This is a genomic window from Nonomuraea sp. C10 (assembly GCF_008017515.1).
Classification (GTDB): domain Bacteria; phylum Actinomycetota; class Actinomycetes; order Streptosporangiales; family Streptosporangiaceae; genus Nonomuraea; species Nonomuraea ferruginea.
The window spans coordinates 4,545,872-4,569,992 of record NZ_VPFF01000001.1 but is presented as its reverse complement, the minus strand read 5'-3'; the positions used below and the strand labels follow the sequence as shown (position 1 = coordinate 4,569,992).

Here is a 24,121-nt window from a genome sequence, read left to right as displayed (position 1 = left end):
CTATGCGTACTATCCGACCATGGATCTGGCTGCGGGGTTTCCTTCCACCTCGCGCGACGACTGGCGGGCGTTGGCCATAGCGGTGCTGCGCAAGTCCGGCGTCGACGCGGAGACGCCCGAAGAGGCGCTGTCCCACTCCACCTATGACGGGCTGGCTGTCGCACCGCTGTACGACGCCGCCGACCTGCCCGCGTCCGCGCCGTTCGAGCGCGGCTCGCGACCCGCCGGCGGCTGGGACGTCAGGCAGCGGCACGCGCTGCCCGACCCCGAGGCGGTGATGGCCGACCTGGAGAACGGGGTGACCTCGCTCTGGCTCGTCGTCGGCGACGGCGCGATCCCGGTGGCCGAGCTGCCCCGGGTGCTGAAGGGCGTCTTCCTCGACCTCGCGCCGGTCGTCCTGGAAGCGGGCGAGCTGACGGCCGAGGCCGCCGAGGCCCTGCTCACGCTGGCCGGTGACACCCCGGTCCAGGGCAACCTGGGCGCTTCGCCGCTGAGCCCCGAGGCCGCGGAGCTGGCGGCCCGGTGCGCCGCCGGGCATCCCGGGCTGCGGGCCGTCACGGTCGACGCCACCCCCTACCACGACGCGGGCGGCGGCGACGCCGAGGAGCTCGGCTGCTCGCTCGCGCTCGCCGTGGCCGGCCTGCGCGCGCTCACCGCCGCCGGGCTCACCGTCCAGCAGGCGTGCGACCAGCTCGAGTTCCGGTACGCCGCCACCGACGACCAGTTCGCCACCATCGCCAAGCTGCGGGCGGCCAGGCGGCTGTGGGACCGGGTCACCGAGGTGACCGGGGCCTCCGGGCCGCAGCGCCAGCACGCGGTGACCAGCTCGGCCATGATGACCGGCCGCGACCCCTGGGTGAACATGCTGCGCGCCACCGTCGCCTGCTTCGCGGCCGGGGTCGGCGGCGCCGACGCGGTGACCGTGCAGCCGTTCGACGCGGTGGTCCGGCCGCCGGACGCGTTCTCCCGCCGGATCGCCCGCAACACGCAGTCGCTGCTGCTGGAGGAGGCCGGCGTCGGGCGCGTGGTCGACCCGTCGGGCGGCTCCTGGTACGTCGAGCGCCGCACCGAGGAGCTCGCCGGGCAGGCCTGGGCCTGGTTCCGGGAGATCGAGGCGGCCGGCGGCATCGAGGCCGCCGCCGAGCTGGTCGCCGGCCGCGTCGCCGCCACCCGGGAGCGCCGCGCCGCCGACCTCGCGCACCGCCGCCTCCCGCTCACCGGCGTGAGCGAGTTCCCCGATCTGGAGGAGAAGCCTCTCAACGGAGCCTCCTCCTCTGGACCGTTCCTGGCGTCCCACTCGCCCGCCGCCCTCGCCGCCGGGCTGCCGAAGATCCGGTACGCGCAGGAGTTCGAGGAGCTGCGTGACCTGGCCGACGCGCAGGCCGAGCGGCCCAAGGTGTTCCTGGCCACGATCGGGCCGGTCGCCGTGCACACGCCGCGGGCCGCGTTCGCCGCCAACCTCTTCCGGGCCGGCGGGCTCGACACCGAGACCGCGGGCCCCGGCGCCGATCCCGAGCAGATCGCCACCGCCTTCGCCGTCAGCGGGGCCACCGTGGCCTGCCTGTGCTCCAGCGACAAGCTCTACGGCCAGCACGCCGAGGCGGTCGCCGCCGCGTTGAGACGGGCCGGCGCGCGCACGGTCTGGCTGGCGGGGAAGGGTGACTATGACGGCGTCGACGGCTACGTCCACGCCGGCTGCGACGCGCTCGGCGTCCTGCGCACGACCTTCCGCGACCTGGAGGTGACCCGATGATCCCCGACTTCTCGACCGTCCCGCTCACGGCCCGCTCGTCCGGGGGCGACGGCCCGGGGCCTGACGCCCCCGCCTGGGAGACGCCGGAAGGGATCGCGGTCAAGCCGCTCTACACCGGCCGTGACCTCGACGGGCTCGACTTCCTGGGCACCTACCCGGGTGCCGCGCCCTACCTGCGCGGGCCGTACCCGACCATGTACGTCAACCAGCCGTGGACCATCCGCCAGTACGCGGGCTTCTCCACGGCCGCCGACTCCAACGCCTTCTACCGCCGCAACCTGGCCGCCGGGCAGAAGGGCCTGTCGGTGGCCTTCGACCTGGCCACCCACCGGGGTTACGACTCCGACCACCCGCGCGTGGCCGGCGACGTCGGCATGGCGGGGGTGGCGATCGACTCGATCTACGACATGCGCCAGCTCTTCGACGGCATCCCGCTGGACCGCATGTCGGTGTCCATGACCATGAACGGGGCCGTGCTGCCCATCCTGGCGCTCTACATCGTGGCGGCCGAGGAGCAGGGGGTGACGCCGGAGCAGCTGGCCGGCACCATCCAGAACGACATCCTCAAGGAGTTCATGGTACGGAACACGTACATCTATCCGCCTGCGCCGTCGATGCGGATAATTTCGGATATTTTCGCGTACACCAGCGAAAAGATGCCGAAATTCAACTCCATCAGCATTTCCGGCTACCACATCCAGGAAGCCGGGGCCACCTGCGACCTGGAGCTCGCCTACACCCTGGCCGACGGGGTCGAGTACCTGCGGGCCGGGATCGCCGCCGGGATGGACGTCGACCGGTTCGCGCCGCGGCTGTCGTTCTTCTGGTGCATCGGCATGAACTTCTTCATGGAGGTCGCCAAGCTGCGGGCCGCCCGGCTGCTCTGGGCCAAGCTGGTCGACGGGTTCGGCGCGAAGAACCCCAAGTCGCTGAGCCTGCGCACGCACTCGCAGACGTCGGGCTGGTCGCTGACCGCGCAGGACGTGTTCAACAACGTCGCGCGCACCTGCGTCGAGGCCATGGCCGCCACCCAGGGCCACACCCAGTCGCTGCACACCAACGCGCTGGACGAGGCGCTCGCGCTGCCCACCGACTTCTCCGCCAGAATCGCCCGCAACACCCAGATCCTGCTCCAGCAGGAGTCGGGCACCACGCAGGTGATCGACCCGTGGGGCGGCTCCTACTACGTCGAGCGGCTCACCCACGACCTGGCCGAGCGCGCCTGGGAGCACATCCAGGAGGTGGAGGCGGCGGGCGGCATGGCCAAGGCCATCGAGGCGGGGCTGCCCAAGCTCCGCATCGAGGAGGCCGCGGCCCGCACCCAGGCCCGCATCGACTCCGGCCGCCAGCCCGTCATCGGCGTCAACAAGTACCGGCCGGACGCCGACGAGCCCATCGAGGTGCTCAAGGTCGACAACAGCGCGGTCCGCGCCCAGCAGCTGGAGAAGCTGCGCGCGCTGCGGGCCGAGCGGGACGAGGCCGCGGTCGGCCGGGCGCTCGACGCGCTCACCCACGCCGCCGCCAACCCCGGCCCCGACGCCAACCTGCTCAAGCTGTCGGTGGACGCCGCCCGAGCGAAGGCCACCGTGGGCGAGATCTCCTCCGCGCTGGAGAAGGTGTTCGGCCGGCACGCCGAGCAGGTCCGTACCATCTCAGGTGTGTACCGCGACGAGGCGGGCCCGGCCGCCGACATCGAGCGCGCCCGCGAGGCGTGCGCCGAGTTCGAGCGCGCCGAGGGCCGCAGGCCGCGCATCCTGGTCGCCAAGATGGGCCAGGACGGCCACGACCGCGGCCAGAAGGTGATCGCCACCGCCTTCGCCGACCTGGGCTTCGACGTCGACGTCGGCCCGCTGTTCCAGACGCCGGAGGAGGTGGCCAGGCAGGCGGTCGAGGCCGACGTGCACGTCGTCGGCGTCTCCACGCTCGCCGCCGGGCACCTCACCCTGGTGCCCGCGCTGAAGAAGGCGCTCGCCGACCTCGGCGCCGAGGACGTCATGATCGTGGCGGGCGGGGTCATCCCGCCGGGAGACTTCGACGAGCTGCGCGCCGCCGGAGCCGCCGCGATCTTCCCACCGGGCACCGTGATCGCCACCGCCGCCCTGGAGCTGCTGGAGGATCTGCGCGGGCGGGCGTAGCGCTCCCGCGTGACACCGCCCCGGCATCCGAGGTGCCGGGGCGGTGTCATTGCGGCGTGGGCGAAGATGTCAGGCTGTAGCCGGATCTGCGAGGAAGGGGCGTGGCGTGCGCTCGCTGGAGGACTACGTTCGGGGCGTCAAGGCGGGGGCGCGGGCCTGGGTCGCCCGTGCCATCACGCTCGTGGAGTCCACCAGGCCCGACCACCGGGCGATGGCCCAGGAGCTGCTGGTCGAGCTGACCCCGCTCACCGGGAAGGCGCGGCGGGTGGGCATCTCGGGAGTGCCCGGGGTGGGCAAGTCGACGTTCATCGACGGGTTCGGCACCATGCTCACCGGGGAGGGCCACCAGGTCGCGGTGCTGGCCGTCGACCCGTCCTCCACCAGGACCGGCGGCAGCATCCTCGGCGACAAGACCCGGATGTCGAGGCTGGCCGTCGACCCGGCCGCGTTCATCAGACCCTCGCCCACGTCAGGCACCCTCGGCGGCGTGGCCAAGGCCACCAGGGAGGCGATCGTCGTGGTGGAGGCGGCCGGGTTCGACGTGGTGCTGGTCGAGACCGTCGGCGTCGGCCAGTCGGAGACCGCGGTCGCGGACATGGTCGACACGTTCCTGCTGCTCACGCTCGCCCGTACCGGAGACCAGCTGCAGGGCATCAAGAAGGGCGTGCTGGAGCTGGCGGACGTGATCGCGGTGAACAAGGCCGACGGCGAGCACGCGCTCGCGGCGCGCAAGGCCGCGCGCGAGCTGGCCGGGGCGCTGCGCATGCTGCGCTCCGACAGCGCGCCGCCGCCCGTGCTCACCTGCAGCGGCCTGACCGGCGACGGGCTGGAGGAGCTGTGGCGCCAGGTCCTGGCCCATCAGGAGGGCCTGGACCTGGCGGACAAGCGCCGCCGCCAGCAGGTGCGGTGGACCTGGACGATGGTGCACGACCGGCTGCTGGCCGAGCTGCGCGACGACCCGCGGGTGTCGGAGATCCGCGACGGGATCGAGCGCGAGGTGCTCGCCGGCACCCTGACCCCGTCGCTCGCCGCCGACCGCCTGCTGGCCGCCTTCAAGCGCTCCTGAGGACCGCCGCCTACGCCTGGCCGTCGTAGAAGGAGTCGAGGGTCTCGCCGTAGCGCTCCTCGACCGCCTTGCGCTTGACCTTCAGGCTGGGCGTCAGCTCGCCGGTCTCGACCGCGAAGTCCTGCGAGAGGATCGAGAACTTCTTGATCGTCGCGTAGCTGGCCTGGTCGGCGTTCACCTGGTCGACCGCCTTCTGGACCTCCTCGCGCATCCGGGGGTGCGCGCGCAGCTCCTCCGGGTCGGTCGGCAGGCCCTGGGCCTCGGCCCACGGCCTGGTCACGTCCATGTCGAGGGTCATCAGCGCGGTGCAGAAGTTGCGGCGGTCGCCGTGCACGAACACGTGCGAAAGGTACGGGCACGCGGCCTTGATGCGGCCTTCCAGGTGGGTCGGCGCGACGTACTTGCCGCCGGAGGTCTTGATCAGCTCCTTCTTGCGGTCGGTGATGGTCAGCCGGCCCTGGTCGTCGAGCTCGCCGATGTCGCCGGTGTGGAGCCAGCCGTCCTCGAGCGCCTCGGCGGTCTCCTCCGGCAGGCCGTGGTAGCCGCGCATGATGCCGCGACCGCCGATAAGGATCTCCCCGTCGTCGGCGATGCGCACCTCCGTGCCGGGCAGGGGCTGGCCCACCGAGCCGAACTTCACGTTCGCCGGGCGGTTGAGGAAGCTGCCCGCCGAGGACTCGGTCAGCCCGTAGCCTTCGAGGATCGTCAGCCCGGCCGCGTCGAAGAACTCGGCGATGTCCTGCGAGAGCGGCGCCGCCCCGGAGATGAAGTAGCGGATCCGGCCGCCGAAGCGGGCGCGCAGCTTGCTGAACACCAGCCGGTCGGCGATCGCGTACTCGATCTTGGTCGTCAGCGGGATCGGGGCGCCGTGCTGGCGGGCCCGGACCACCCGGACGCCGGTCTTGCGCGCCCAGTTGAAGATCTTCAGCTTGGCGCCGCCCTCGCGCTGCTGGGTGGCCGCCACGGTGTTGTGGATCTTCTCGAAGATGCGGGGGGCGGCGGCCATGAACGACGGCTGCAGCGCGCCCAGGTTGTCGGCGATGCGGTCGAGCCGCCCGTCGATCGCGGTCGGCGTGCCGATGTCGATCATCACGACCTCCAGCAGCTTGCCGAACGAGTGGGACAGCGGCAGCCACAGGAAGTGGAGGTCGTCGGAGGTGATCAGGTTGAGCTCGCGGACCGCGCTCGCGGCGTACAGCCAGTTGTCGTGGGTGAGCTCCACGCCCTTGGGGCGGCCCGTGGTGCCGGAGGTGTAGATGAGCGTGGCCAGGTCGGCCTCGCCGATGGCGTCGACCATGGCGTCGTAGTCGGCCTCGGCCGCGGCCTTGCCCGGCACGTCGTCGAGCTTGATCACCCAGCCGTCGTCGCTCGCGGTGCCGTCGATCACGATCACCTGCGTGACGTCCGGCAGCTCCTTCTGCACCGAGCGCAGCTTGGCCACCTGGTCGTCGTTCTCCGCGATGACGATCGAGGTGCCGGAGTCGTTGACGACGAAGGCGCACTCGGCCGCGGTGTTGGACGGGTAGATCGTGGTCGTCGCCGCGCCGGTCGACAGCACCGCCAGGTCGCACAGGATCCACTCCAGGCGGGTGGAGCACAGGATGGAGACCCGGCGGTCGGGGCCCGCGCCGAGGGCGGCCAGGCCGAGCGCCAGCTCCCGGACCCGCTCCCCGGTGGCGCGCCAGGACAGCGACGTCCATCCGTCGCCTGACGGCGTCCGGTACGCCTCGGCTTCGGGGGTGGCCGCGATCCGGTCGCGGAGAAGAGAGGGGATGCTGGACATGCCTGACCTCCTGTGGGGGTGTTGCAGCAGACTCTAGGACGAGTGCGCGCCTCCAGTCGACGGGCTGCGCCCCCGGCCCCCCGAGGTCCTGCCCACGAGGCACGACGTGCGTACCTCCCAGGCGCCGCAGGCGCACCGCAGATACGACACCACGCCGTCGGAGGTGGCGTGGGTGGAGACGAGGGTCAGGGCGAGCGGGTCATGGAGGTGTCTGGAGTCCATGCCCCCAAGGTGATGTAATGGTCTTGTGCATTTCAACACTTACGGCGGCAACGGGGCCGCGCTCTCGGCGGCCCTGGTCAACGCCACCGATTTCCGGCCGGAGCCGCTCGCCGGGCTGCTGACCGAGCACGAGATGCTGCGCACCGCGATGACGCCCGCCCAGGCGGGGGAGATGGAGGCCTGGGCTCTCCGCCTCGACCCGGTCTTCGGCGAGCCCGAGGTCGCCAAGCAGATCACCCTGGTCAACGACCTGCTGGAGATCACCGCGGCCAGGCCGTTCGTGAGCACCCACGACGGACTGACGCCCCACCTGCACTTCTCCTCGACCGAAGGCGACATCGTGGCCAGGGCCAAGGACACCACCGCCGGCGGCCTGGCGATGGCCATCTGCTTCTCCGACGGGCGCAGGCTCGGCCGCTGCGACCGTGAGGGGTGCCGCACCGTGTACGTGGACACCTCGCGCAACGGGCGCAGGCGCTTCTGCTCGCTCGCCTGCGCCAACCGGGTCAACGTGGCGGCGCACCGTACCCGGCAGAAGGGACTCACGGGAACGTGAATTGACGTCGGGGGATGAAGCGGGCGATAGTGTGGCAGGTGACTGCCCCTCGGATCTTCACCTGCACGCTCGCCCTGGCGGCTCTCACAATCGGAGCGTGCAGCGCCGCGCCCACCGTCACCGGTGGTGAGACCAGCGCGAGCGGCGTGGCGGGCGGCGACGGCGCGGCGGTCGCGGGAGACCCGTCGACCTCGTCCGCCCCCGTGCCCACCGCGCTGACCGCCGACGCCTACAAAGGCGAGCTCGACGGCCGGCGCGACGACATGAGCAAGGCCATCAAGTCCCTGGCCGGCGCCCGCTCGCTGAAGTCGCTCGACCAGCGCGTCGTCAAGGCCCAGGAGACCCTCCAGAGCGCCGCCGACGAACTGGCCCGGCTCAGCCCGCCGCCCGAGGTCCAGGCCCAGCACACGGCGTACGTCGAGAGCCTGCGCGAGGTCGCGCTCCAGCTCGGCACGTCGGCGACCAAGGTGGGCAGCAGGGACCTGTGCACCCCGTCCGCCGTCTTCACCGACCTGGACGACCCGCTGACCGCGCTCGGCCGGGCCGGCAAGGCGCTGGAGGACGCCGGCGACTACGAGGCCGACATCGTGTCGGTGAAGGCCGCGGGCAAGAAGAACAGGCGGCTCGGCAACGGCCACTTCCTGCGCAAGGGCGGCTCCGGCGGCCGCAGCTCACTGCAGATCCACAACGGCGGCACCCGCGACGCGGTGATCAGCCTGGTGCGGGGGAAGTCCAAGGTCTACAGCGTGTACGTGCGCAAGAAGGCCAAGTTCAAGATCAACAACGTGGGTGACGGCAACTACCGCATCTACTTCACCCACGGCGTCGACTGGGACGGCAAGAGCCGTTCGTTCACCCGGGAGTGCAGCTTCGAGCGCTTCCAGAAGTCGGTGCGGTTCAAGACCACCTACACCGCCACGCAGATCCGCTGGCACGACTGGCGGATCACGCTGCACGCGATCTCCGGCGGCAACGCCCGCACCGCGAAGGTCGACCCGGACGACTTCCCGGCCTGATCGCACGAACGGGGCCTCGCGGTCGCGCGGCCCCGTTCTGACGGATCAGCTGGAGAAGAGCATGCCCACCCAGCTGCGCTGGCGGTGATGCTTGCTGTGGCCGTAGTGGCCGCCGGGCCGGGGCGCGCCCCAGGCCGGGCCGCCCGGCGCGGGCGGCGGAGGAGCGGCGTGGTAGGCCGCCTCCATCTGCGTCAGCGTCTCGAGCTCGCCGTAGTCCAGGAAGATCCCACGGCAGTTGTCGCACTGCTCGATGTGGATACCGTTGCGCTCATACGTCCGCATGTTGCCGCGGCACTTCGGGCACTGCATCTACACGCACTCCTTGGCCTCGATGTCCTGGGTGAAACCTATCGCGCGCGTCGCCGTCACGCTCTGACGATTCTGCTGCACGATTCGACCAACGAATGCTCGACCTCGTCCAGTTCCCTGCCTTCCCGGTGGGCATGGCAGACGGCCACGGCCGCGAGTTGCGCCGTCACCGCCCTGGCGGGCAGGTCGAGGCGGCGCCACGGGTCGTCGCCGCCCAGCGCCGGGCCGCCCGCCGCCAGGTAGGCGCCCAGGAAGCGGTCCCAGACCTCCGGCTCCAGCAGGCCCGCCGCGTACCACGCGGCCGGCCTGGCCAGGTCCCACGCCGGGTCGCCCACGCCGAGGTCGTCGGCGTCGATCAGCAGCCACCGGTCGCGGAACACGAGCTGGCCCAGATGCCAGTCGCCGTGCGCGAGCAGCCCCGGCCCCGGCTCCGGCTCGGGCAATTCCGCGAACGCGCGCCGGATCAGCCGCTCCACCGGCCCGTCGCCCTCCATCCGCCGCACCGCCCTGGCCGCCCTGCCCGGGCCGCCGGCCGCGGGCAGCCGCGGCAGCAGCGTGAGAGGCACCGCGTGCAGCCGGGCCAGCAGCCTGGCGCCCTCCTCCCAGGGAGCGTCATCCGCCTCCTCCCGCCTGATCGGGCGGCCCGCCGGCCACACCGTCACGGCCCGCCCTGACACCGTGAGCACGTCGGGCACCAGCGGCGCCAGCATCACCCCGGCCAGCGCGGCGGACGCGCAGGCGCGTAATCGCGCGCGCAGGCCGGGCACGTCCTCGCGGACGGCGTGCGCCTTCACCACCACCTCACCGCGCCGCACCACCACCGAGTCCGAGCGCGTCTGGTGACGCACCGGATCGCCGCTGCCCCCGTACGTGCCGGCGACCCCGGCCAGCTCCCCCTCAAGACCCACGCGTACAGAGTATTCGCCGGTGCCGAGGGTGGGTGCGACCGGACGCCGTCGCCGGACGGGGCCAAATCCACGGCCGGACCCGCGGCGACCGCGACCCGGCACGGTTGGTGTGTGCCACCGTGTGTCATTCGATGCCCTCGCGTGCCGCTGGTGGAAGCGCGTGGAATGATCTTGCTGCCTTTGGCCCTGACGTCCCCGGCCACGGCCCCATGGTCGCGGCGGCCGACGCGGATCGTCCAGGACAGCTCCAGCGTCGCGCATCTTCGTGCTCCGCGCTTACGGAAGCATGCCCACCCGGCCGCTCCGGCCGAGCCGTGGATCGCCCGACGCTGGGTCCCAGGCGTATCAGACCTGCCCAACTGCTCATGCCGCCGTCGCGGGCGCTCGTCGCCGCCGTGGTGCCGCGCCGCATGCGCCAGTGGCGGCGGCGCCTAATGACGAGTTCCGGCAGGTATGGCCGAGCTGGAGCAGCGCCGGGCGGAGAAGGAGGCGGCCGACGCCGGAATCACCGCCCGCATCGACTACAGCAGCGACGAACACCTCGTCGAGGTGACGCTGCCCAAGCATGAACGTCTCATCCTTGACTGCCGGAAGAACGCGGCAGCTTCACTTGAGGCGCCGAGGTTGGCAGGTGAGCGGGTGGCGTCGTCCAGACGGACGCGTTCGAGAAATCGAGCTCGGCACCCTCCTCGATGCGGACGCCTGCGAAGTCGACCTTTCCACCGGAGAATTCTGCGCCGTCGAAACTGATTCGTCCCGACCTGATGGCCACGCCGGTGAACAGCACTTCGGCCCCGGTGAACTTGGATCTCAGGAAGCGCGTATCCGTGGCGGCGAACACCGTGGTCCACAATTCGCCACCTCCCATCTGCTTCGAACCGAAGTCGACCTTCCCACCGCTGAAGGTGCACTCACCGAAACCTCCGCTGAGGAACTCAGCGCCCCAGAACCTCACCTCACCGCCCAAGAACTCCACTCCCCAGAAGTTGGCTACGCCTCCGTGGCAGCGAAGCCGGTAGAAGTCGGTTGTTCCTGCTACGAACTTCGCGCCGAGAAAGTTCAGCGAGCATCCCTCTGGAACGACAGCCCAGGAGAAATTTCCCCCGTCAAACACAGCGCCGCTGAGATCGAAGTGGCAGTCATGCCAGAGAGGGCCTTGCGCTCCGGGGTTCAGGTGGTCGCAGATGATGCCGATCACCGTGTGTCGAACGTTGCGATGCTGAGCAAAAGCGGTCCGTTCGGCGACTGGTCCGTCAGGCCCGGGGGCCGGCTGATAAGGCATTCGCAGGAAGCCGCACAGGACATTAATGCAGGTCTGACGCTGCTCAGGCCAGTCATCAGCAAGGGCTGCCATGGCATAGACGCCGGCGAGTTGAACCGTTGGCTGGTCACTGCCTATCTGGGTCGCGGCGGAGCCGAACCGCTCATTGAGGACTCGATCCCGCTCGCGCTCCTCCTTGGCGTGCTCCAACTTCGATGTCGCCTCAGCGACGAGTTGCCGACGATAGGCAACTACCAGGGCAACGACCCCGCCCACTCCAGCGATCACTGCGAACGACAACTTCATGACATCGAAGAAGATCGCCAGTGGCAACCCGCGTGACACCTCCAACTGCGGAAATCCCAACAAGATGAGGGTGAACATGATTAAGCCCGTTGCGCTCACAACCGCCACCGAAATGGCGCCGATCAGTGCTACACCGAGCCGGACAAGATTGAGCCCGCCGGAATCCCTAACAGGCTGCCACCCCCACTGCAGAACCCGCCGCCAAAGACTCAACACCTAACAGAGGGTCGCATCGTCAGCACTGGGACGAAAGACCCGATCTCAATCTTGATTCAGAGGAGGTTCCTGTCGCTCGAACCGTTGATCGGGGGAACTGCCGTCGCTCGACCTGTCCGGGATCGAATGGGCGATCGTCGGGGATGATGCGGACCAGGCGCCCGTCCCATGGATCTGGTTTGGGCGGCACCCCTCGGCGACCGGTGCGCCAGGCAGCGCGTGCCGCTTTCATAAAGCAGATCGGGGCGGTCTTGGCCCGGCAGAAAGGCTGCTCCGACCCGAAGGGCCACATCTCGGCGGAGTGGCCCGAGCCGTTCCCGATAGGGCACCTTCATGTCTGAGACCAGACCCGTCAAGGTGCATCGGCGACCTCTTCCGCCTCCGGGTCCCCATGGCCATACGACTGAAGACCTACGCCAAGTGCATCGATGGCCAGCGTGGGACCGCCGATCAGGGCATCCAGAAGCGCTGGAGGAAGCGTGCGTGACAGGGTGCCACTACGGAATATGCATGGAATGGCAGTGCCGCTGGACAGTGGGGCGAATACCTCCCAGGTCATGAGCCCTCCGGGGGAGGAGTGCGTGTCGGTCAGACTAGGGGCATGAGAATCGGATTCGCCGTGCCCCAGTCAGGGGCGTGGGCCACGCCGCAGGCCATGCGCACGATCGCCACCCGGGCGGAGCGGCTCGGATACCACGAGCTGTGGACCTTCCAGCGGATGCTCTACCCGGTGGGGCACGAGATGGGGCCCACCTATCGCAGCGTGCACGACCCGCTGATCACGCTGTCCTACCTGGCCGGCGTGACCGAGCGGATCCGGCTCGGGGTGGCGGTGGTGAACGCGTTCGTGCAGCCGGTGCCGCTGGCCAAGCAACTCGCCACCCTGCAGACCCTCTCGGGCGGCAGGCTGACGGCCGGGCTGGGGCTCGGGTGGGTGGAGGAGGAGTTCGAGGCGGCCGGGGTCGGCTTCGCGCGGCGCGGGCGCAGGGGCGAGGAGTTCGTCGAGGTGCTGCGCAAGATGTGGGGCGACGAGGTGGTGGAGCACCGGGGCGAGTTCTACCGGATCTCGCCGTCGTACGCCGACCCGAAGCCGTCCCCGGCGCCGCCGATCCTGCTGGGCGGCACGGCCGAGGTGGCGCTGCGCAGGGCGGGGCGGCTGGCCGACGGGTGGGTGAGCTCCAGCCGCGAGGACCTGTCGGGCATCGCCGGCCGCATCGCCCTGGTGAAGGCGGCGGCCTCGGAGGCGGGGCGGGACGCCGGGTCGCTGCGGTTCGTCTGCCGGGGCGTAACCCGGGTGCGGCCCGAGCCGGGGGAGCGGCGGCGGCTGACGGGCACCGTGGAGGAGATCAGGGGCGATGTCGCGTGGCTGGCGGAGCAGGGCGTGACCGACCTCTTCCACGACCTCAACTTCGACCCGCACGTCGTCACCGCCTCCCCTGACGAGGCACTGCGCCACGCCGAGGACCTCCTGGAGGCCCTCGCCCCGTCCGCCTAGCCGTCCCGAACATGCCCAATTCGTATGCTGTGTCGCACGGCGATGTCAGGCGCCGGGCCGTATCAGGCCGCTCTCGTAGGCCAGGATGACCAACTGGACCCTGTCGCGCACGTTCAGCTTGGCAATGGCCCTGGTGATGTGGGTCTTGGCAGTGAGCGGACTGATGACGAGGCGCTCGGCGATCTCTTTGTTGGAGAGTCCGAGCGCCACGAGCTTGACCGTCTCCAGTTCCCGGGAGGTGAGGGCGGCCAGCCGCTGCCCCGCACCGGGCGTGAGGTCCTGCCGGTGGGCGAACTGCTCGATGACGCGCCGCGTCACGCCTGGAGACAGGAGCGCGTCTCCGCCGGCGACGGCGGCGACCGCCCGGCGAAGTTCGGCTGGTTCGACCTCTTTGGTGAGGAAGCCGCTGGCTCCGGCGCGTAGGGCGGCGAAGACGTGTTCGTCGGTGTCGAACGTGGTGAGGATGATGACGCGACAGCCCAGAGTGGCCGGGTCGGTGACAATGCGGCGGGTGGCGGTGATCCCATCGGTGCCCGGCATGCGGATGTCCATGAGGATCACGTCGGGGTGGGTGCTCGCGGCCAGCCGTACGGCTTCGTCGCCGTCCAGGGCTTCGCCGACGACCGTGATGTCCCGGGAGCGGGCCAGCAGGCTGCGGAAGCCGGCCCGTACGAGTGCCTGGTCGTCGGCGATGAGCACCTTGATCGTCATGCCGTCGAGCCTGCCACAGGGATGTCGGCCCGCACGGCGAAGCCGCCGCCGGGGACAGGTCCTGCGGTGAGTGCGCCCCCGAGTGCGCTCACCCGCTCGCGCATGCCGGCCAGGCCATGGCCTTCAGTGACATCGGTGCCGCCCGGGACGCTGCGGCCGTTGTCGGTGATCTCGACGATGATCGAGCGAGGCTGGTAGCCGATCGTCACCTTGGCTTCGCTCGCCCCGGCGTGCTTGAGCGTGTTGGCGAGGGACTCCTGTACGACACGGTGAACGGCGATGGCGGTAATGGCGGGGACGGCCGCGCGGTCGCCGTGCTCGTCGAGGGTCACCTCGAGTCCGGCGGTGCGGGCGTCGGCGATGAGGGTGTCCAAGGAGGCCAGATCCGCCTGGGGCGCGGTGTCGCCGGGATTGTCACGCAAGATCGTGATGAGGGAGCGGAGGTCGGTCATCGCCCGGTTCCTGACATCCTTTGCCAGGCGTAGCGCGGCGGCGGCCGCTGCCGGGTCCTCCTCCAGCGCGTCGGCGGCGACATTGAGCTGCACGCCGACGACGGCCAGCGTGTGGGCGATGACGTCGTGAACCTCGTGCGAGACGCGCAGCCGTTCCTCGGCGGCGTGCGCACGGCTGTCGGTTTCGCGCAGCCGCTCGCGCCAGCGCATCGCGGCGGCGTAGGTGAGGCCCGCGGCGATGAGGATCGCCAGGAGCAGTCCTTCCCCCGCGACGTGGAGCACGTAGTGGGTCGGGTTGCGGTCCAGGACCGAGCGGAATTCGACCGCGGAGTAGACCAGTTGGGCCAGGCCGATGGCGGCCACCCAGCGCACGCGCGGTGTGGTGGCGGCGGTGAAGTAGGCGACCGCGGCTGGCCAGATCCAACCGGCGGGAGACCAATGTCCGGTGAGGTGATAGACGAAGATCCCGCCGATCGACAGCAGCAGCACGGTCATCGGCCAGCGGTGTCTGACCAGCAGGAGCGCTCCGAGAAGCAGCCCGAGGGGGATCGGGCCCTGCCAGGGGTTATGCACCCCGGTGGCGAGGGCTACGGCGACGAAGAAGACCAAGGTGAGGGCAGCGAGCGTGATATCGGTGATCCGGGCAAGGTGCCGGACAGGAGCGGGTTCGCGCCGTGAGGGCGGCTCGGCCATGCGGAGGCTCTTTCTCGAGGGGCGACAGGTGTAACGCGGGGCCGGGGCGTACCGGACGGCGTCGCCCAGGTGGTGACATGGGCGACGCCGTCGTGGTGTTCGGCTTCCGTAGTCGCGTGGACCGGCGGGCTCAAGGACTGGGGAAGTTCTGGATCCCCAGCCTGGGTCGGGCAGGTTCGGATCAGACGTGGGTGACCAAGAGGGTCACGCCTGCCTCGCCGCCACAGTCGACGAACACGGGGCCGACGCCGTTACCGATCTTGGGGTTGAGGGTCGCCTTGGCCACGAATCCCTTCGGGTCGTCCTTGACGACGCGGATGTTCTGCAACACCGGGTGCTTCCTGTCGAGCCCGGCGAGCACGGACCTGAGCCCCTTGCCGCCGCCGCAGTGGCCGGTGATCGTCACCTCCTGGCTGCGCTTGGTGGTGGGGTTGGGGCTGACCTGAACCACCGCCCTGGCGCCCTTCGGCGGCTTCGGCGCGGCCATCGCGGCGGTGGCAGCCTCGCCGGCCGTGCCGGCCTGGGCACCAGCCGGCGCGCCGGCCAGTCCCAGCAAACCGGCTGTCAAGCCCAGCCCGGCGACCGCAGTCAGCACTCTCTTGCTCATGGCGATTCCTCCCGTTCTCATCCGGCTATCTCGAGGAGAAACGCTAGGCCGGGCCGCAGCGGGAGCGCGTCGTCCGTTGATCGTCACTTGACCTTGCACCGTTCGCTGTACGCATTACCCCGAAGGGAGTAGGCATCAGGCCTCGACCGACCGCACGAGGCCGAGACTGTCAGGGCTTCTGGATCGTGGCTCTGCGTGGCCAGGTCGACTCGGAGATGGCGCCCTGCTGGGCGCAGCGCGTGCAGGCTCTCGCCCTTGTTCAGCCGGCGGGCGATCTTGCGGGCGGTAGGCCGGGTCCGACAGAACCTTCGCCGCGTGCGGCGTACGGCGCGGCATGCCCCGGCGACCTGGCCATGCGCAGCAGGTCGGGCCGGCACCCGAAGGCGACCGCTGTCATAGTCGCGGTCGCGACCGTCGTGCGCGGTTCGCGGGGGGCGTGGTGTTGGTGAGGGGCGGTTGTCCGCATGGTCGCGACACTCGTACGTGGCTTGCGGGTGGCTGCGTAGCGCGTGCGGGGTTGGTGAGTGGGGTCTAGGAGGACAGGCGCAGGGCTTCGGTCGCGACTGCGGTGCGCAGGTCGCGGATGCCCGGGCGGCCGCGTACCGGGTGTACGGCGTTCGTCAGGAGGACCGCCGTCAGACGGCGGGACGGGGAGACGATCAGGGAGGTGCCGGTGAAGCCGGAGTGGCCGAACGCGTCGTCCAGCGGGCCGACGATGCCCGGGTCGCCGATGCGGACGCCGAGCCCGTGCCGGAACGGCGCGTCGGTCACGCCCTGGTCGCGCAGCATCTCGGCCACGGTGTCCGGGCGCAGTGCCGCCCCGCCGCCCAGCCTGAGCGCCTCGCCGAGCGCCAGCACGTCGTCCGCGGTGCCGAAGACGCCGGCGTGTCCCGCCACCCCGCCGAGCGCGTACGAGGTCTCGTCGTGCACCTCACCCCGCACGCAGCCCGGCCCCCGTCGCTCGGGCTTCCACTCGGTGGCGGCGACCCGTGAAAGGTCAGCGGCCCCCTGAGACAGCCCGCCCGCGGGTGCAGGCGGGGTGGGGGAGCCGATCTCGTACGGGGGCCCGCTGTCGGTCGTGGGCTGGGTGGGAGGGCTAAAGACCGGGCGGTAACCCGTGGCCGTCAGGTTCAGGGGGCCGGTCACGCGGGTGCGGACCAGCTGGTCGAGGGGGATGCCGGAGGCCAGTTCCGCCACCCGGCCCGCCATCACCAGGCCCACGTCCGAGTACAGGTACGGCCCGCCCACCGGAGAGGTCACCGGCGTCGAGACCATGGCCGCCATGCGCGCGGCCGGAGAGGCGTCCGGGAGCTCCAGGTCGATGCGGCGGGTGGGCTGGAAACCCGCCGTGTGCGTCAGCAGGCGGCGCAGGGTGATCCGCGGGTCGCGGCCCGGCAGCCAGGCCGCCACCGGCTCGTCCAGGCCCAGCACGCCCTCCTCGGCCAGCGACAAGACGGCGGCCGTGGTGAACAGCTTGCTGATCGAGGCCAGGTCGAAGACGGCCTCGCGGCTCGCGGACGGTCTGTACTCGGCGAGCGTGAACGCGGCGTCCCGGTAGCGCACCAGCTCGCCGGCGGCCGAGGCCGCCACGACCGCGCCGTCCACGGCGATCAGCGCGACAGCCGCCGGGCACACCCCCGGCACGGCCTCCGCCAAGATCGCGTCCAGCCGATCGGACATCCTCTAGTCCCCCGTACGTCGAATGAACCCAAACCCAGGACCCCCGAGTCGGCAGATCCCCGTCAGCCGCTCAGCGCGTCGCTGAGCCGCTCCCCGTGGGAACGCAGCAGCGCGCGGGCGCCCTCCGCGTCCAGCTTGTGCCTGATCATCAGCACCGCCACCTTGGCCTGCCCGCCCGCCTCGGCCAGCGCCCGGCCGGCCGCCTCGTGGCCCGCCCCGGTGATGTCGCTGACCATGCGCACCGCGCGCGAGGCCAGCTTGCTGTTCATCGCCGACATCTCGATCATCTGGTTGCCGTACGTGCGGCCGAGCCGGACCATCGAGATCGTCGAGATCATGTTGAGCACCAGCTTCTGGGCCGTCCCCGCCTTGAGCCGGGTGGAGCCCGTCACCACCTCGGGGCCCACCACGACCTCGATCGAGTGCTCGGCGGCGGCCGACAGCGGCGCGCCCTCGTTGCACGACAGGCTGACGGTGAGCGCCTCCCGGCGGCCCGCCTCCGCCAGCGCCCCCAGCACGAAAGGGGCGCGCCCGCTGGCCGAGACGCCCACCACCGAGTCGAGGGGGCCCACTTCCAGCTCCGCCAGGGCGGCGGCGCCCGCGTCCGCGTCGTCCTCGGCGCCCTCGACCGAGCGGGTGAGCGCTTCATGACCGCCCGCGATGACGCCCTGGACCAGCTCCGGGTCGGTGCCGAAGGTGGGCGGGCACTCGGACGCGTCCAGCACGGCCAGCCGGCCCGACGTGCCCGCGCCGACGTACAGCAGCCTGCCGCCCTTGCCCATCCGCTCGGCGATCGCGTCGATCGCGTCGGAGATGGCCGGGATGGCGAGGGCCACGGCCGCCGGCACCGCGGCGTCGGCCTCGTTCATCAGTCGGGCGATCTGCAGCGTCGGCAGCCGGTCGATCTGGCTGTAACGGGGATCGCTCTGCTCGGTGGACGGCTCTGGTAGCGGATCAATCATGACGCTAATTTCCACCCTCTACTTCTCTCTTGTAAATATCTTTCAGACAATGGGTTCATGTCATACGTACGCACCGGAGCCGAACGGCTGGCCGCGGATCCGTCGCTGGCCGGCGGGACGCGCCTCGGCCTCATCACCAACCCCACCGGGGTCCTGCCCGATCTGACCCCGACCGCGGACGCGCTGCTGGCGGCCGGAGTGCCGCTGACGGCGCTGTTCGGTCCCGAGCACGGCGTCCGCGGCACCGCGCAGGCCGGCTTCAGCGAGGGCGACGCGGTGGACGCCAGGACCGGGCTGCCGGTATACGACACGCACAAGACCGAGGGCGAGGCGCTGGACGAGCTGGTGGAGCGCTCCGGCGTGGACACGCTGGTGTTCGACATCGCGGACGTGGGAGCCCGCTTCTACACCTACGTCTGGACGATGTACGACCTGCTCGCCTCGGCCGCCCGGCTGGGCCTGCGGTTCGTCGTGCTGGACCGGCCGAACCCGCTCGGCGGGACCGTCACCGAGGGCCCGCCGCTCGACCCGGCGTTCGCCAGCTTCGTGGGCCGCTTCCCGCTGCCGCTGCGCCACGGCAGGACCGCGGGGGAGCTGGCCACGCTGTTCGGCTTCGACGCCGACCTGCGCGTGGTCACCATGGAGGGCTGGCGGCGCGACATGACGTTCGCGGCCACCGGCCTGCCCTGGGTGATGCCGTCGGTCAACATGCCCACCCCCGACACCGCGCTCGTCTACCCGGGGACCGGGCTGTTCGAGGGCACGAACTTCTCCGAGGGCCGCGGCACCACCCGGCCCTTCGAGCTCGTCGGCGCCCCCTACGCCGACGAGCGGTTCGCCCCCGCGCTGGCCGCGCTCGGCCTGCCCGGCGTGCGGTTCAGGGAGACGTGGTTCACGCCCACCTTCCACAAGCACGCCGGCCTCCCGGTACGGGGAGTTCAGCTGCACGTGCACGACCCGGAGGCGTTCCGGCCGGTGCTGACCGGGGTGAGCATGCTGCACGTGGCGCGCACGCTCTACCCGGGGCACCTGGAGTGGCGGGGGCCGGAGCAGTTCATGGACCACCTGTGGGGGTCCGGCAGCCTGACCAGGTGCCTGGACGCCGGGGAGGATCCGCGCGGCCTGTGCGCCGAGCCCGCTCCCCCTGACGGACCTCTCCTCTACGGCTGACTTCACGCCAGTTCGCGCCCGTACAGCCAGAAGACGCGCTCGGCGCGGGCGCCGACGCCGCGCGCGTAGAACCGCAGCGGGCCGACCCAGCCGATCTGGGCGGTCCGCTGCCCGGCCGCGCGCATGTCGGCCAGGCAGAGCCGGAGCAGCACCCGGCCCAGGCCGGTGCCGCGGGCCTCGGGCGCGGTGCCCATCGGACCGAACCAGGACGGGCGGGTGCCCCAGGCGGCGAAGGCCAGCACGCGGCCGTCGCGCTCGGCGTAGTGCAGGCCGGAGGCGTTGACGGCCTCCCAGGCCCAGGCGTCGTTCCAGTGCTCACGGGCGAACTCCGCCACCCGCTCCCGGTCGCCGCCGGCCGCGCGGACCTCGATGCCGATCTTGGCCAGGCGCTCCACGTCGGCCCGCACGTCCAGGTTTGTGTCCAGGTCTGTGTCCAAGTCCGCGGTCATGTTCCAGGCCGTGCGGTCGAGCTCGTAGCCGAGGCTCTCGGCCAGGCAGGCGGCGGGCGTGTACCGCACGTCGATGCCGGGCCAGGCGTAGCAGGGCGGGTTCCCGGCCAGGCGGACCCGGCGGGCGCCCTGGCCGCGCAGCCACTCCTCGGCCGCGCGCAGCAGCGCCCGGCCGCCGCCCAGGCCCTGGTGATCGGGGTGTACGGCGATGAGGTCGACGTGGCCGACGGCCGGGTCCGCGGTGGACATCGACGCCATGGCGAGGCCGCCGCCGGTCACCAGCGCGGCCCAGCGGCGGTTGGCCGGCGGCGCGGCCAGCCTCTCCACCAGCGCCCCGGCCTCTTCCGCGTCATGGACGAGCGCCGCCCGCGCCACCTCGGCGGCCCGCGCCAGATCGGCGCCGCGCAGCTTGCGCAGCACCCGGACCTCTCCTGTCTCCGGGCCGGTGGGGTGGGAGGTCACCTCACACCTCGCTCATCGGGCGGGCCACGACGCTGCGCCGCTCCGGGTAGAAGCAGGCGTGCTCCTGCGGGATGCCCTCCGTCACCTGCAGCAGGGGGCGCTCGTCCGCGCAGCGCTCGCCGCGGAACGGGCAGCGCGGCGCGAACAGGCAGCCCGACTCGTCCTGCCCGGCCTCCATCGACTCCACCGGCGTCACCGGCTGCTCGCCGGGCCGCTCCAGGCCGTGCAGCACCGGGATCGCCGACAGCAGCGACTGCGTGTACGGATGCACCGGGTCGGCGATCACCGTGTCCACCGGCCCCCGCTCCACGACCTGACCCCGGTAGATCACGTACAGCTCGCCGTCGTCGCCGATGTAGCGCGAGGTGGCCACGTCGTGGGTGATGAACAGCACCGCCACCCCGAGCCGCTCGCGCAGGTCCTTCAGCAGCGCCAGGATGCCCAGCCGGAGCGAGACGTCGATCATCGACACGGCCTCGTCGGCGACCAGCATCTCCGGGTCCACGGTCAGCGCCCGCGCGATGACCACGCGCTGCCGCATGCCGCCCGACAGCTGATGCGGGTAGCGGGCCAGCACGCTGGCCGGGTCGAGCCCGACCATCGACAGCACCTCGGCGGCCCGCTCCTCGATCCACGCCTTGGACCGGCCGGTCTGCTTGGCGCGCAGGGTCAGCGGGGCGTTCAGCGTCTGGTGGATGGTGCGGGTCGGGTTCAGAGCCGAGTACGGGTCCTGGTGGATCAGCTGGATCTTGCGGAAGTGCGGCTGGCGCTGCTTGGGCTTCAGCGACGACATGGGCACGCCGTCCAGCGTCAGCTCGCCCTCGTCGTAGGTCTCCAGGCCGGCGATGATCCGGCCCAGCGTCGTCTTGCCGCATCCGGACTCGCCGATGAACGAGGCCGCGCCGCCCTTGGGGATGGCGAAGTCCACCCCGCGCAGCGCCCGCACCTCGCGTGCGCCGAGCACGTTGCCGCGCTGCTTGAAGGTCTTGACGATGCCTTCTCCGGTGATCACGCGTGCTCCCTCACCTTCACCGCGTGGCAGGCCACGATCCGGTCCCCGTGCGCGACGGCCGCGGGGTCGTCGGTGTCGCAGACGTCCATCCGCAGCTCGCACCGGTCCCTGAACACGCAGCCCCGCTCGGGCACGGTCGTCAGCGTCGGCGGCCGGCCGGGCAGCGCCCGCGCCTCGGCGATGTCGCCGGTCAGCCTGGGGATGGCCCTGATCAGGCCCTTGGTGTAGGGGTGGCGGGGGTCGCCGAGCACCTGCCTGGTCGGCCCCTGCTCGACCAGCCTGCCGCCGTACATGACCGCGAGCCGGTCGGCGACCTCGGCCACCACCCCGATGTCGTGGGTGATCACCAGCGTGGTGAGGCCGCGCTCGGCGTGCACCTCGCGGACGATCTTCAGGATGTTCGCCTGGGTGATCATGTCGAGCGCGGTGGTCGGCTCGTCCAGCACCACCAGGTGGGCGTTGAGCACCAGCGCCAGCATGATGCCGACGCGCTGGCGCATGCCGCCCGACAGCTCGTGCTGGTGCGAGTCGAGCACCCGCGCCCCGTCCAGGCCCATCCGGCCGAGCAGCTCCCTGGCGTCGCGGACCAGGCCGCGCAGGTCCTCCACGCCGTGCGAGCGGCCCAGGTCGAGCACCTGCTTGCCGACCGTCTTGAGCGGGTTGAGGGAGTTCTGGGCGGCCTGGAAGACGTAGCCGACGTGCTTGCCGCGCGCCTTGCGCAGCTCCTCGCCGCGCAGCCCGACCACGTCGCCGAGCCCGTCGATGTCCACGCTGCCCGCCGCGATGCGGCCGGGCGGCTGCACCGCGTTCAGCAGCGACAGCGCCAGCGTCGACTTGCCCGAGCCGGACTCCCCGACGATGCCGGTGATCGTACCGGGCTCCAGCGTCAGCGCCACGTCCCGTACGGCGGGCAGCTCGCCCGCGGGTGTCTTGTAGACGACCGTCAGGCCGTCGATGCGCACTCCCGGCGCTTGTCCTGGCACTCCTACTCCTCACGCAGCCGGGGGTTGAAGATCTCGTCCATGGCGTCGACCACGAGCACGATGCCGAGCGTGAGCAGCAGGATCGCCAGCAGCGGCGCCAGCATGTACGGCAGCGCGGCGGTCGTGGTCAGCGCCCCGCCGCCGAACACGGACAGGTTGAGCATGACGCCCCAGTTGTCCGCCTCGTACGGGAGCACGCCCAGGAAGAACAGGCCCACCTGCGCGTACACGGCGCCGGTGACCGCGATGAGCATGTTCATCGCGATGTACGGGGCCATGCTCGGCAGCAGCTCCTTGCCCACGATGTGGGTGGTGGACAGGCCGAGCCCGCGCGCCGCCTCGATGAAGCCGCGCTCGCGCAGCGACAGCGTCTGCGAGCGCACCGCCCGCGCCACGCCGCCCCAGCCGAGCAGCCCCAGCAGCAGCCCCATCTCCAGCGCGCTGCCGAACGACCACACGGTGGAGAGCACGAGCAGCAGCGGCAGCCCGGGGATGGTCAGCTTCATGTCGGTCAGCCGCATGAGCACGGTGTCCCAGCGGCCCCGCTTGAAGCCGGAGAACAGCCCGATCGCGGTGCCGAGCACGACCGTGATCACCGCGGTGACCAGCGCGCTCAGCAGCACGTACCGGGAGCCGGTGATGACCTGGGCGAGCACGTCGCGGCCCTGCCCGTCGGTGCCGAACCAGTGCTCGGCGCTCATCGGCGCGTACAGCTGGCTCGTGTCGCGCGGCAGCACCTCGGGGTAGAACATCGGCCCGAACACGCCCATGAACGTGAAGCCGAGCACGATGACGGCGCCGACCAGGCGGCTGGGCTTGCGCTTCATCACCCGCCAGACGCCGCGCCAGAAGTTGCGGCGCATGGTCGCCGCCGTGCTGGTGGTCTCCAGGATCGCGCTGCTCACGCCGACGCCTCCTCACCGGAGCGGACCCGCGGGTCGATGACCGTGTAGAACAGGTCGGCCAGGATGTTGGCCACGATGATCGCCGCCGTGATCAGCAGGAACGCGCCGCCCATCAGCGCGTAGTCGCGGTTGACGACGCTGTCGATGAGCAGGAACCCGAGCCCCGGGTAGTTGAAGATCTTCTCGATGAAGATCGCGCCACCGAACAGCAGGCCGAGCGAGAGCGCCAGGATCGTGAACAGCGGCAGGATCGCGTTGCGCGCCACGTACCTGAAGATGATCGACCGTCGCATCCCGCGCAGCTCGGCCGCCAGGATGAAGTCGTCGCCCAGCACGGTGACCACGCTCGACTTCATGGCCAGGATCCAGCCTCCGTAGCTGGCCAGCGCGTACGTCACGACAGGCAGCGTGGCGTGCTCGATCAGCGAGCCGATGTAGCCGGCGTTGAACCCGGGCTCGAACAGGATGTCGGCGGTGCCGCCCTGCGGCAGGATCGGGATCAGCGTCGTGAAGATGGCGCCCATCAGCAGCGCCAGCACGTACTGCGGCACGCCGTGCAGCAGCGAGCCGGAGATGGCCAGGAAGTCGCCGAGCTTGCCGGAGCGCTTGATGGCCGCGTACACGCCCATGATCACGCCCACCAGGAAGCTCAGCAGCGTGCCGGCCAGCACCGGTAGAACGGTCCACTTGGCGGCCTCGCCGAGCACCGAGGTCACGGGGGAGCCGGGGTGGGTGACGGACACGCCGAGGTCGAACCTGAACAGGCCCGCCATGTAGTCCGTGTACTGCTGCCACAGCGTGCCCTCGGGCAGGAACCCGTACATCACGGCCGTGGCGCGCTCGGCCGCCTCCGGCGACATGCCCTGCTCCAGCAGCTTCTGGTAGCGCGCCGCCACCGGGTCGCCGGGGATGTTGCGGACGATGAAGAAGCTGATCGTGGCGACGACGAGAATCATGACGATCCCGCGGGCCAGGTGGCCCGCGAGACGTCGTGCGATGACCGTCATGC

General features: G+C 71.1%; 22 protein-coding genes. 7 read left to right on the top strand and 15 right to left on the bottom strand.

Annotated features, from left to right (window positions below; genetic code table 11):
* Positions 1–19 precede the first annotated feature (19 nt).
* From FR742_RS21015 to meaB, 3 genes are all read left to right on the top strand, one after another.
* Entirely contained in the window at positions 20–1,753 is a 1,734-nt protein-coding gene (locus tag FR742_RS21015) for a methylmalonyl-CoA mutase family protein (RefSeq protein ID WP_148032522.1), read from the top strand.
* Positions 1,750–3,888, top strand: coding sequence for a methylmalonyl-CoA mutase (gene scpA, locus FR742_RS21010; protein WP_148032521.1), 2,139 nt, complete (start codon positions 1,750–1,752; stop codon positions 3,886–3,888). The genes FR742_RS21015 and scpA overlap by 4 nt, the downstream gene beginning before the upstream one ends.
* Positions 3,889–3,994: 106 nt before the next feature.
* Positions 3,995–4,954, top strand: coding sequence for a methylmalonyl Co-A mutase-associated GTPase MeaB (meaB, locus tag FR742_RS21005; RefSeq protein ID WP_148032520.1), 960 nt, complete (start codon positions 3,995–3,997; stop codon positions 4,952–4,954).
* A 10-nt stretch (positions 4,955–4,964) separates the two neighbouring features.
* On the opposite strand, the gene FR742_RS21000 is transcribed toward meaB, so the two are convergent.
* Together FR742_RS21000 and FR742_RS20995 are read right to left on the bottom strand one after the other, a co-directional pair.
* Positions 4,965–6,737, bottom strand: a complete 1,773-nt coding sequence (locus FR742_RS21000) for a long-chain fatty acid--CoA ligase (RefSeq protein WP_148032519.1) — start codon at positions 6,735–6,737, stop codon at positions 4,965–4,967.
* A gap of 33 nt (positions 6,738–6,770) precedes the next feature.
* The gene (locus FR742_RS20995; protein WP_148032518.1) at positions 6,771–6,959 is read right to left on the bottom strand and encodes a hypothetical protein; all 189 of its coding nucleotides are present in this window, start codon (positions 6,957–6,959) and stop codon (positions 6,771–6,773) included.
* 25 nt (positions 6,960–6,984) lie between these two features.
* Here FR742_RS20995 and FR742_RS20990 point away from each other — a divergent pair, with 25 nt between their 5' ends.
* Complete coding sequence (locus FR742_RS20990) at positions 6,985–7,515, top strand: CGNR zinc finger domain-containing protein (RefSeq protein WP_148032517.1); 531 nt, start codon at positions 6,985–6,987, stop codon at positions 7,513–7,515.
* 38 nt (positions 7,516–7,553) lie between these two features.
* Positions 7,554–8,531: a hypothetical protein gene (locus FR742_RS20985; protein WP_148032516.1), complete on the top strand. Its 978-nt coding sequence runs from the start codon at positions 7,554–7,556 to the stop codon at positions 8,529–8,531.
* Between the two features lie 45 nt (positions 8,532–8,576).
* Here the strand turns inward: FR742_RS20985 and FR742_RS20980 are convergent, their stop codons facing one another.
* The 3 genes from FR742_RS20980 to FR742_RS20970 form a co-directional block, all read right to left on the bottom strand.
* Positions 8,577–8,840 carry a zf-TFIIB domain-containing protein gene (locus tag FR742_RS20980; protein WP_148032515.1) on the bottom strand — a complete coding sequence of 88 codons (264 nt, stop codon included), beginning with the start codon at positions 8,838–8,840 and terminating at the stop codon, positions 8,577–8,579.
* A gap of 56 nt (positions 8,841–8,896) precedes the next feature.
* Entirely contained in the window at positions 8,897–9,748 is an 852-nt protein-coding gene (locus tag FR742_RS20975; protein ID WP_148032514.1) for a phosphotransferase family protein, read from the bottom strand.
* 574 nt (positions 9,749–10,322) lie between these two features.
* Positions 10,323–11,393, bottom strand: coding sequence for a pentapeptide repeat-containing protein (locus FR742_RS20970; RefSeq protein ID WP_148032513.1), 1,071 nt, complete (start codon positions 11,391–11,393; stop codon positions 10,323–10,325).
* Between the two features lie 739 nt (positions 11,394–12,132).
* Here FR742_RS20970 and FR742_RS20965 point away from each other — a divergent pair.
* On the top strand, positions 12,133–13,026 hold the full coding sequence (locus FR742_RS20965) for a TIGR03619 family F420-dependent LLM class oxidoreductase (RefSeq protein WP_148032512.1): 894 nt from the start codon (positions 12,133–12,135) through the stop codon (positions 13,024–13,026).
* A gap of 45 nt (positions 13,027–13,071) precedes the next feature.
* On the opposite strand, the gene FR742_RS20960 is transcribed toward FR742_RS20965, so the two are convergent.
* From FR742_RS20960 to murQ, 5 genes are all read right to left on the bottom strand, one after another.
* On the bottom strand, positions 13,072–13,737 hold the full coding sequence (locus FR742_RS20960) for a response regulator transcription factor (RefSeq protein WP_148032511.1): 666 nt from the start codon (positions 13,735–13,737) through the stop codon (positions 13,072–13,074).
* Positions 13,734–14,882: a sensor histidine kinase gene (locus FR742_RS20955; protein WP_148032510.1), complete on the bottom strand. Its 1,149-nt coding sequence runs from the start codon at positions 14,880–14,882 to the stop codon at positions 13,734–13,736. Before FR742_RS20955 ends, FR742_RS20960 begins: the two co-directional genes overlap by 4 nt.
* A 181-nt stretch (positions 14,883–15,063) precedes the next feature.
* Positions 15,064–15,489, bottom strand: a complete 426-nt coding sequence (locus FR742_RS20950; protein ID WP_148032509.1) for a hypothetical protein — start codon at positions 15,487–15,489, stop codon at positions 15,064–15,066.
* A 531-nt stretch (positions 15,490–16,020) separates the two neighbouring features.
* Entirely contained in the window at positions 16,021–17,169 is a 1,149-nt protein-coding gene (locus FR742_RS20945) for a serine hydrolase (protein ID WP_148032508.1), read from the bottom strand.
* A gap of 62 nt (positions 17,170–17,231) precedes the next feature.
* On the bottom strand, positions 17,232–18,131 hold the full coding sequence (gene murQ, locus FR742_RS20940) for an N-acetylmuramic acid 6-phosphate etherase (RefSeq protein WP_148032507.1): 900 nt from the start codon (positions 18,129–18,131) through the stop codon (positions 17,232–17,234).
* A gap of 57 nt (positions 18,132–18,188) precedes the next feature.
* Between murQ and FR742_RS20935 the strand changes: the two genes are divergently transcribed.
* A complete protein-coding gene (locus FR742_RS20935; protein WP_148032506.1) occupies positions 18,189–19,301 on the top strand; it encodes an exo-beta-N-acetylmuramidase NamZ domain-containing protein in 1,113 nt (370 codons plus the stop codon).
* Between the two features lie 2 nt (positions 19,302–19,303).
* Here the strand turns inward: FR742_RS20935 and FR742_RS20930 are convergent, their stop codons facing one another.
* From FR742_RS20930 to FR742_RS20910, 5 genes are read right to left on the bottom strand one after another with little or no spacing between them, the layout of a single operon-like run.
* A complete protein-coding gene (locus FR742_RS20930) occupies positions 19,304–20,212 on the bottom strand; it encodes a GNAT family N-acetyltransferase (protein WP_261808646.1) in 909 nt (302 codons plus the stop codon).
* 1 nt (position 20,213) lies between these two features.
* Positions 20,214–21,224 carry an ABC transporter ATP-binding protein gene (locus FR742_RS20925; protein ID WP_148032505.1) on the bottom strand — a complete coding sequence of 337 codons (1,011 nt, stop codon included), beginning with the start codon at positions 21,222–21,224 and terminating at the stop codon, positions 20,214–20,216.
* Positions 21,221–22,207 (bottom strand): ABC transporter ATP-binding protein, encoded by a 987-nt coding sequence (locus tag FR742_RS20920; protein ID WP_261808645.1) that lies wholly within the window; start codon positions 22,205–22,207, stop codon positions 21,221–21,223. Before FR742_RS20920 ends, FR742_RS20925 begins: the two co-directional genes overlap by 4 nt.
* 2 nt (positions 22,208–22,209) lie before the next feature.
* Positions 22,210–23,112: an ABC transporter permease gene (locus FR742_RS20915; RefSeq protein WP_261808644.1), complete on the bottom strand. Its 903-nt coding sequence runs from the start codon at positions 23,110–23,112 to the stop codon at positions 22,210–22,212.
* Positions 23,109–24,119, bottom strand: coding sequence for an ABC transporter permease (locus FR742_RS20910; RefSeq protein WP_148032504.1), 1,011 nt, complete (start codon positions 24,117–24,119; stop codon positions 23,109–23,111). The genes FR742_RS20915 and FR742_RS20910 overlap by 4 nt, the downstream gene beginning before the upstream one ends.
* Between the last annotated feature and the right edge of the window lie 2 nt (positions 24,120–24,121).

Excerpts from the sequence above, each read along its gene's own strand:
- FR742_RS21015 (WP_148032522.1), top strand. The coding sequence starts at position 20 with ATGGATCTGGCTGCGGGGTTTCCTTCCACCTCGCGCGACGACTGGCGG.
- scpA (WP_148032521.1), top strand. The coding sequence starts at position 1,750 with ATGATCCCCGACTTCTCGACCGTCCCGCTCACGGCCCGCTCGTCCGGG.
- FR742_RS21000 (WP_148032519.1), bottom strand. The coding sequence starts at position 6,737 with ATGTCCAGCATCCCCTCTCTTCTCCGCGACCGGATCGCGGCCACCCCC.
- FR742_RS20995 (WP_148032518.1), bottom strand. The coding sequence starts at position 6,959 with ATGGACTCCAGACACCTCCATGACCCGCTCGCCCTGACCCTCGTCTCC.
- FR742_RS20980 (WP_148032515.1), bottom strand. The coding sequence starts at position 8,840 with ATGCAGTGCCCGAAGTGCCGCGGCAACATGCGGACGTATGAGCGCAAC.
- FR742_RS20970 (WP_148032513.1), bottom strand. The coding sequence starts at position 11,393 with ATGTTCACCCTCATCTTGTTGGGATTTCCGCAGTTGGAGGTGTCACGC.
- FR742_RS20965 (WP_148032512.1), top strand. The coding sequence starts at position 12,133 with ATGAGAATCGGATTCGCCGTGCCCCAGTCAGGGGCGTGGGCCACGCCG.
- FR742_RS20960 (WP_148032511.1), bottom strand. The coding sequence starts at position 13,737 with ATGACGATCAAGGTGCTCATCGCCGACGACCAGGCACTCGTACGGGCC.
- FR742_RS20955 (WP_148032510.1), bottom strand. The coding sequence starts at position 14,882 with ATGGCCGAGCCGCCCTCACGGCGCGAACCCGCTCCTGTCCGGCACCTT.
- FR742_RS20950 (WP_148032509.1), bottom strand. The coding sequence starts at position 15,489 with ATGAGCAAGAGAGTGCTGACTGCGGTCGCCGGGCTGGGCTTGACAGCC.
- FR742_RS20945 (WP_148032508.1), bottom strand. The coding sequence starts at position 17,169 with ATGTCCGATCGGCTGGACGCGATCTTGGCGGAGGCCGTGCCGGGGGTG.
- murQ (WP_148032507.1), bottom strand. The coding sequence starts at position 18,131 with ATGATTGATCCGCTACCAGAGCCGTCCACCGAGCAGAGCGATCCCCGT.
- FR742_RS20935 (WP_148032506.1), top strand. The coding sequence starts at position 18,189 with ATGTCATACGTACGCACCGGAGCCGAACGGCTGGCCGCGGATCCGTCG.
- FR742_RS20910 (WP_148032504.1), bottom strand. The coding sequence starts at position 24,119 with ATGACGGTCATCGCACGACGTCTCGCGGGCCACCTGGCCCGCGGGATC.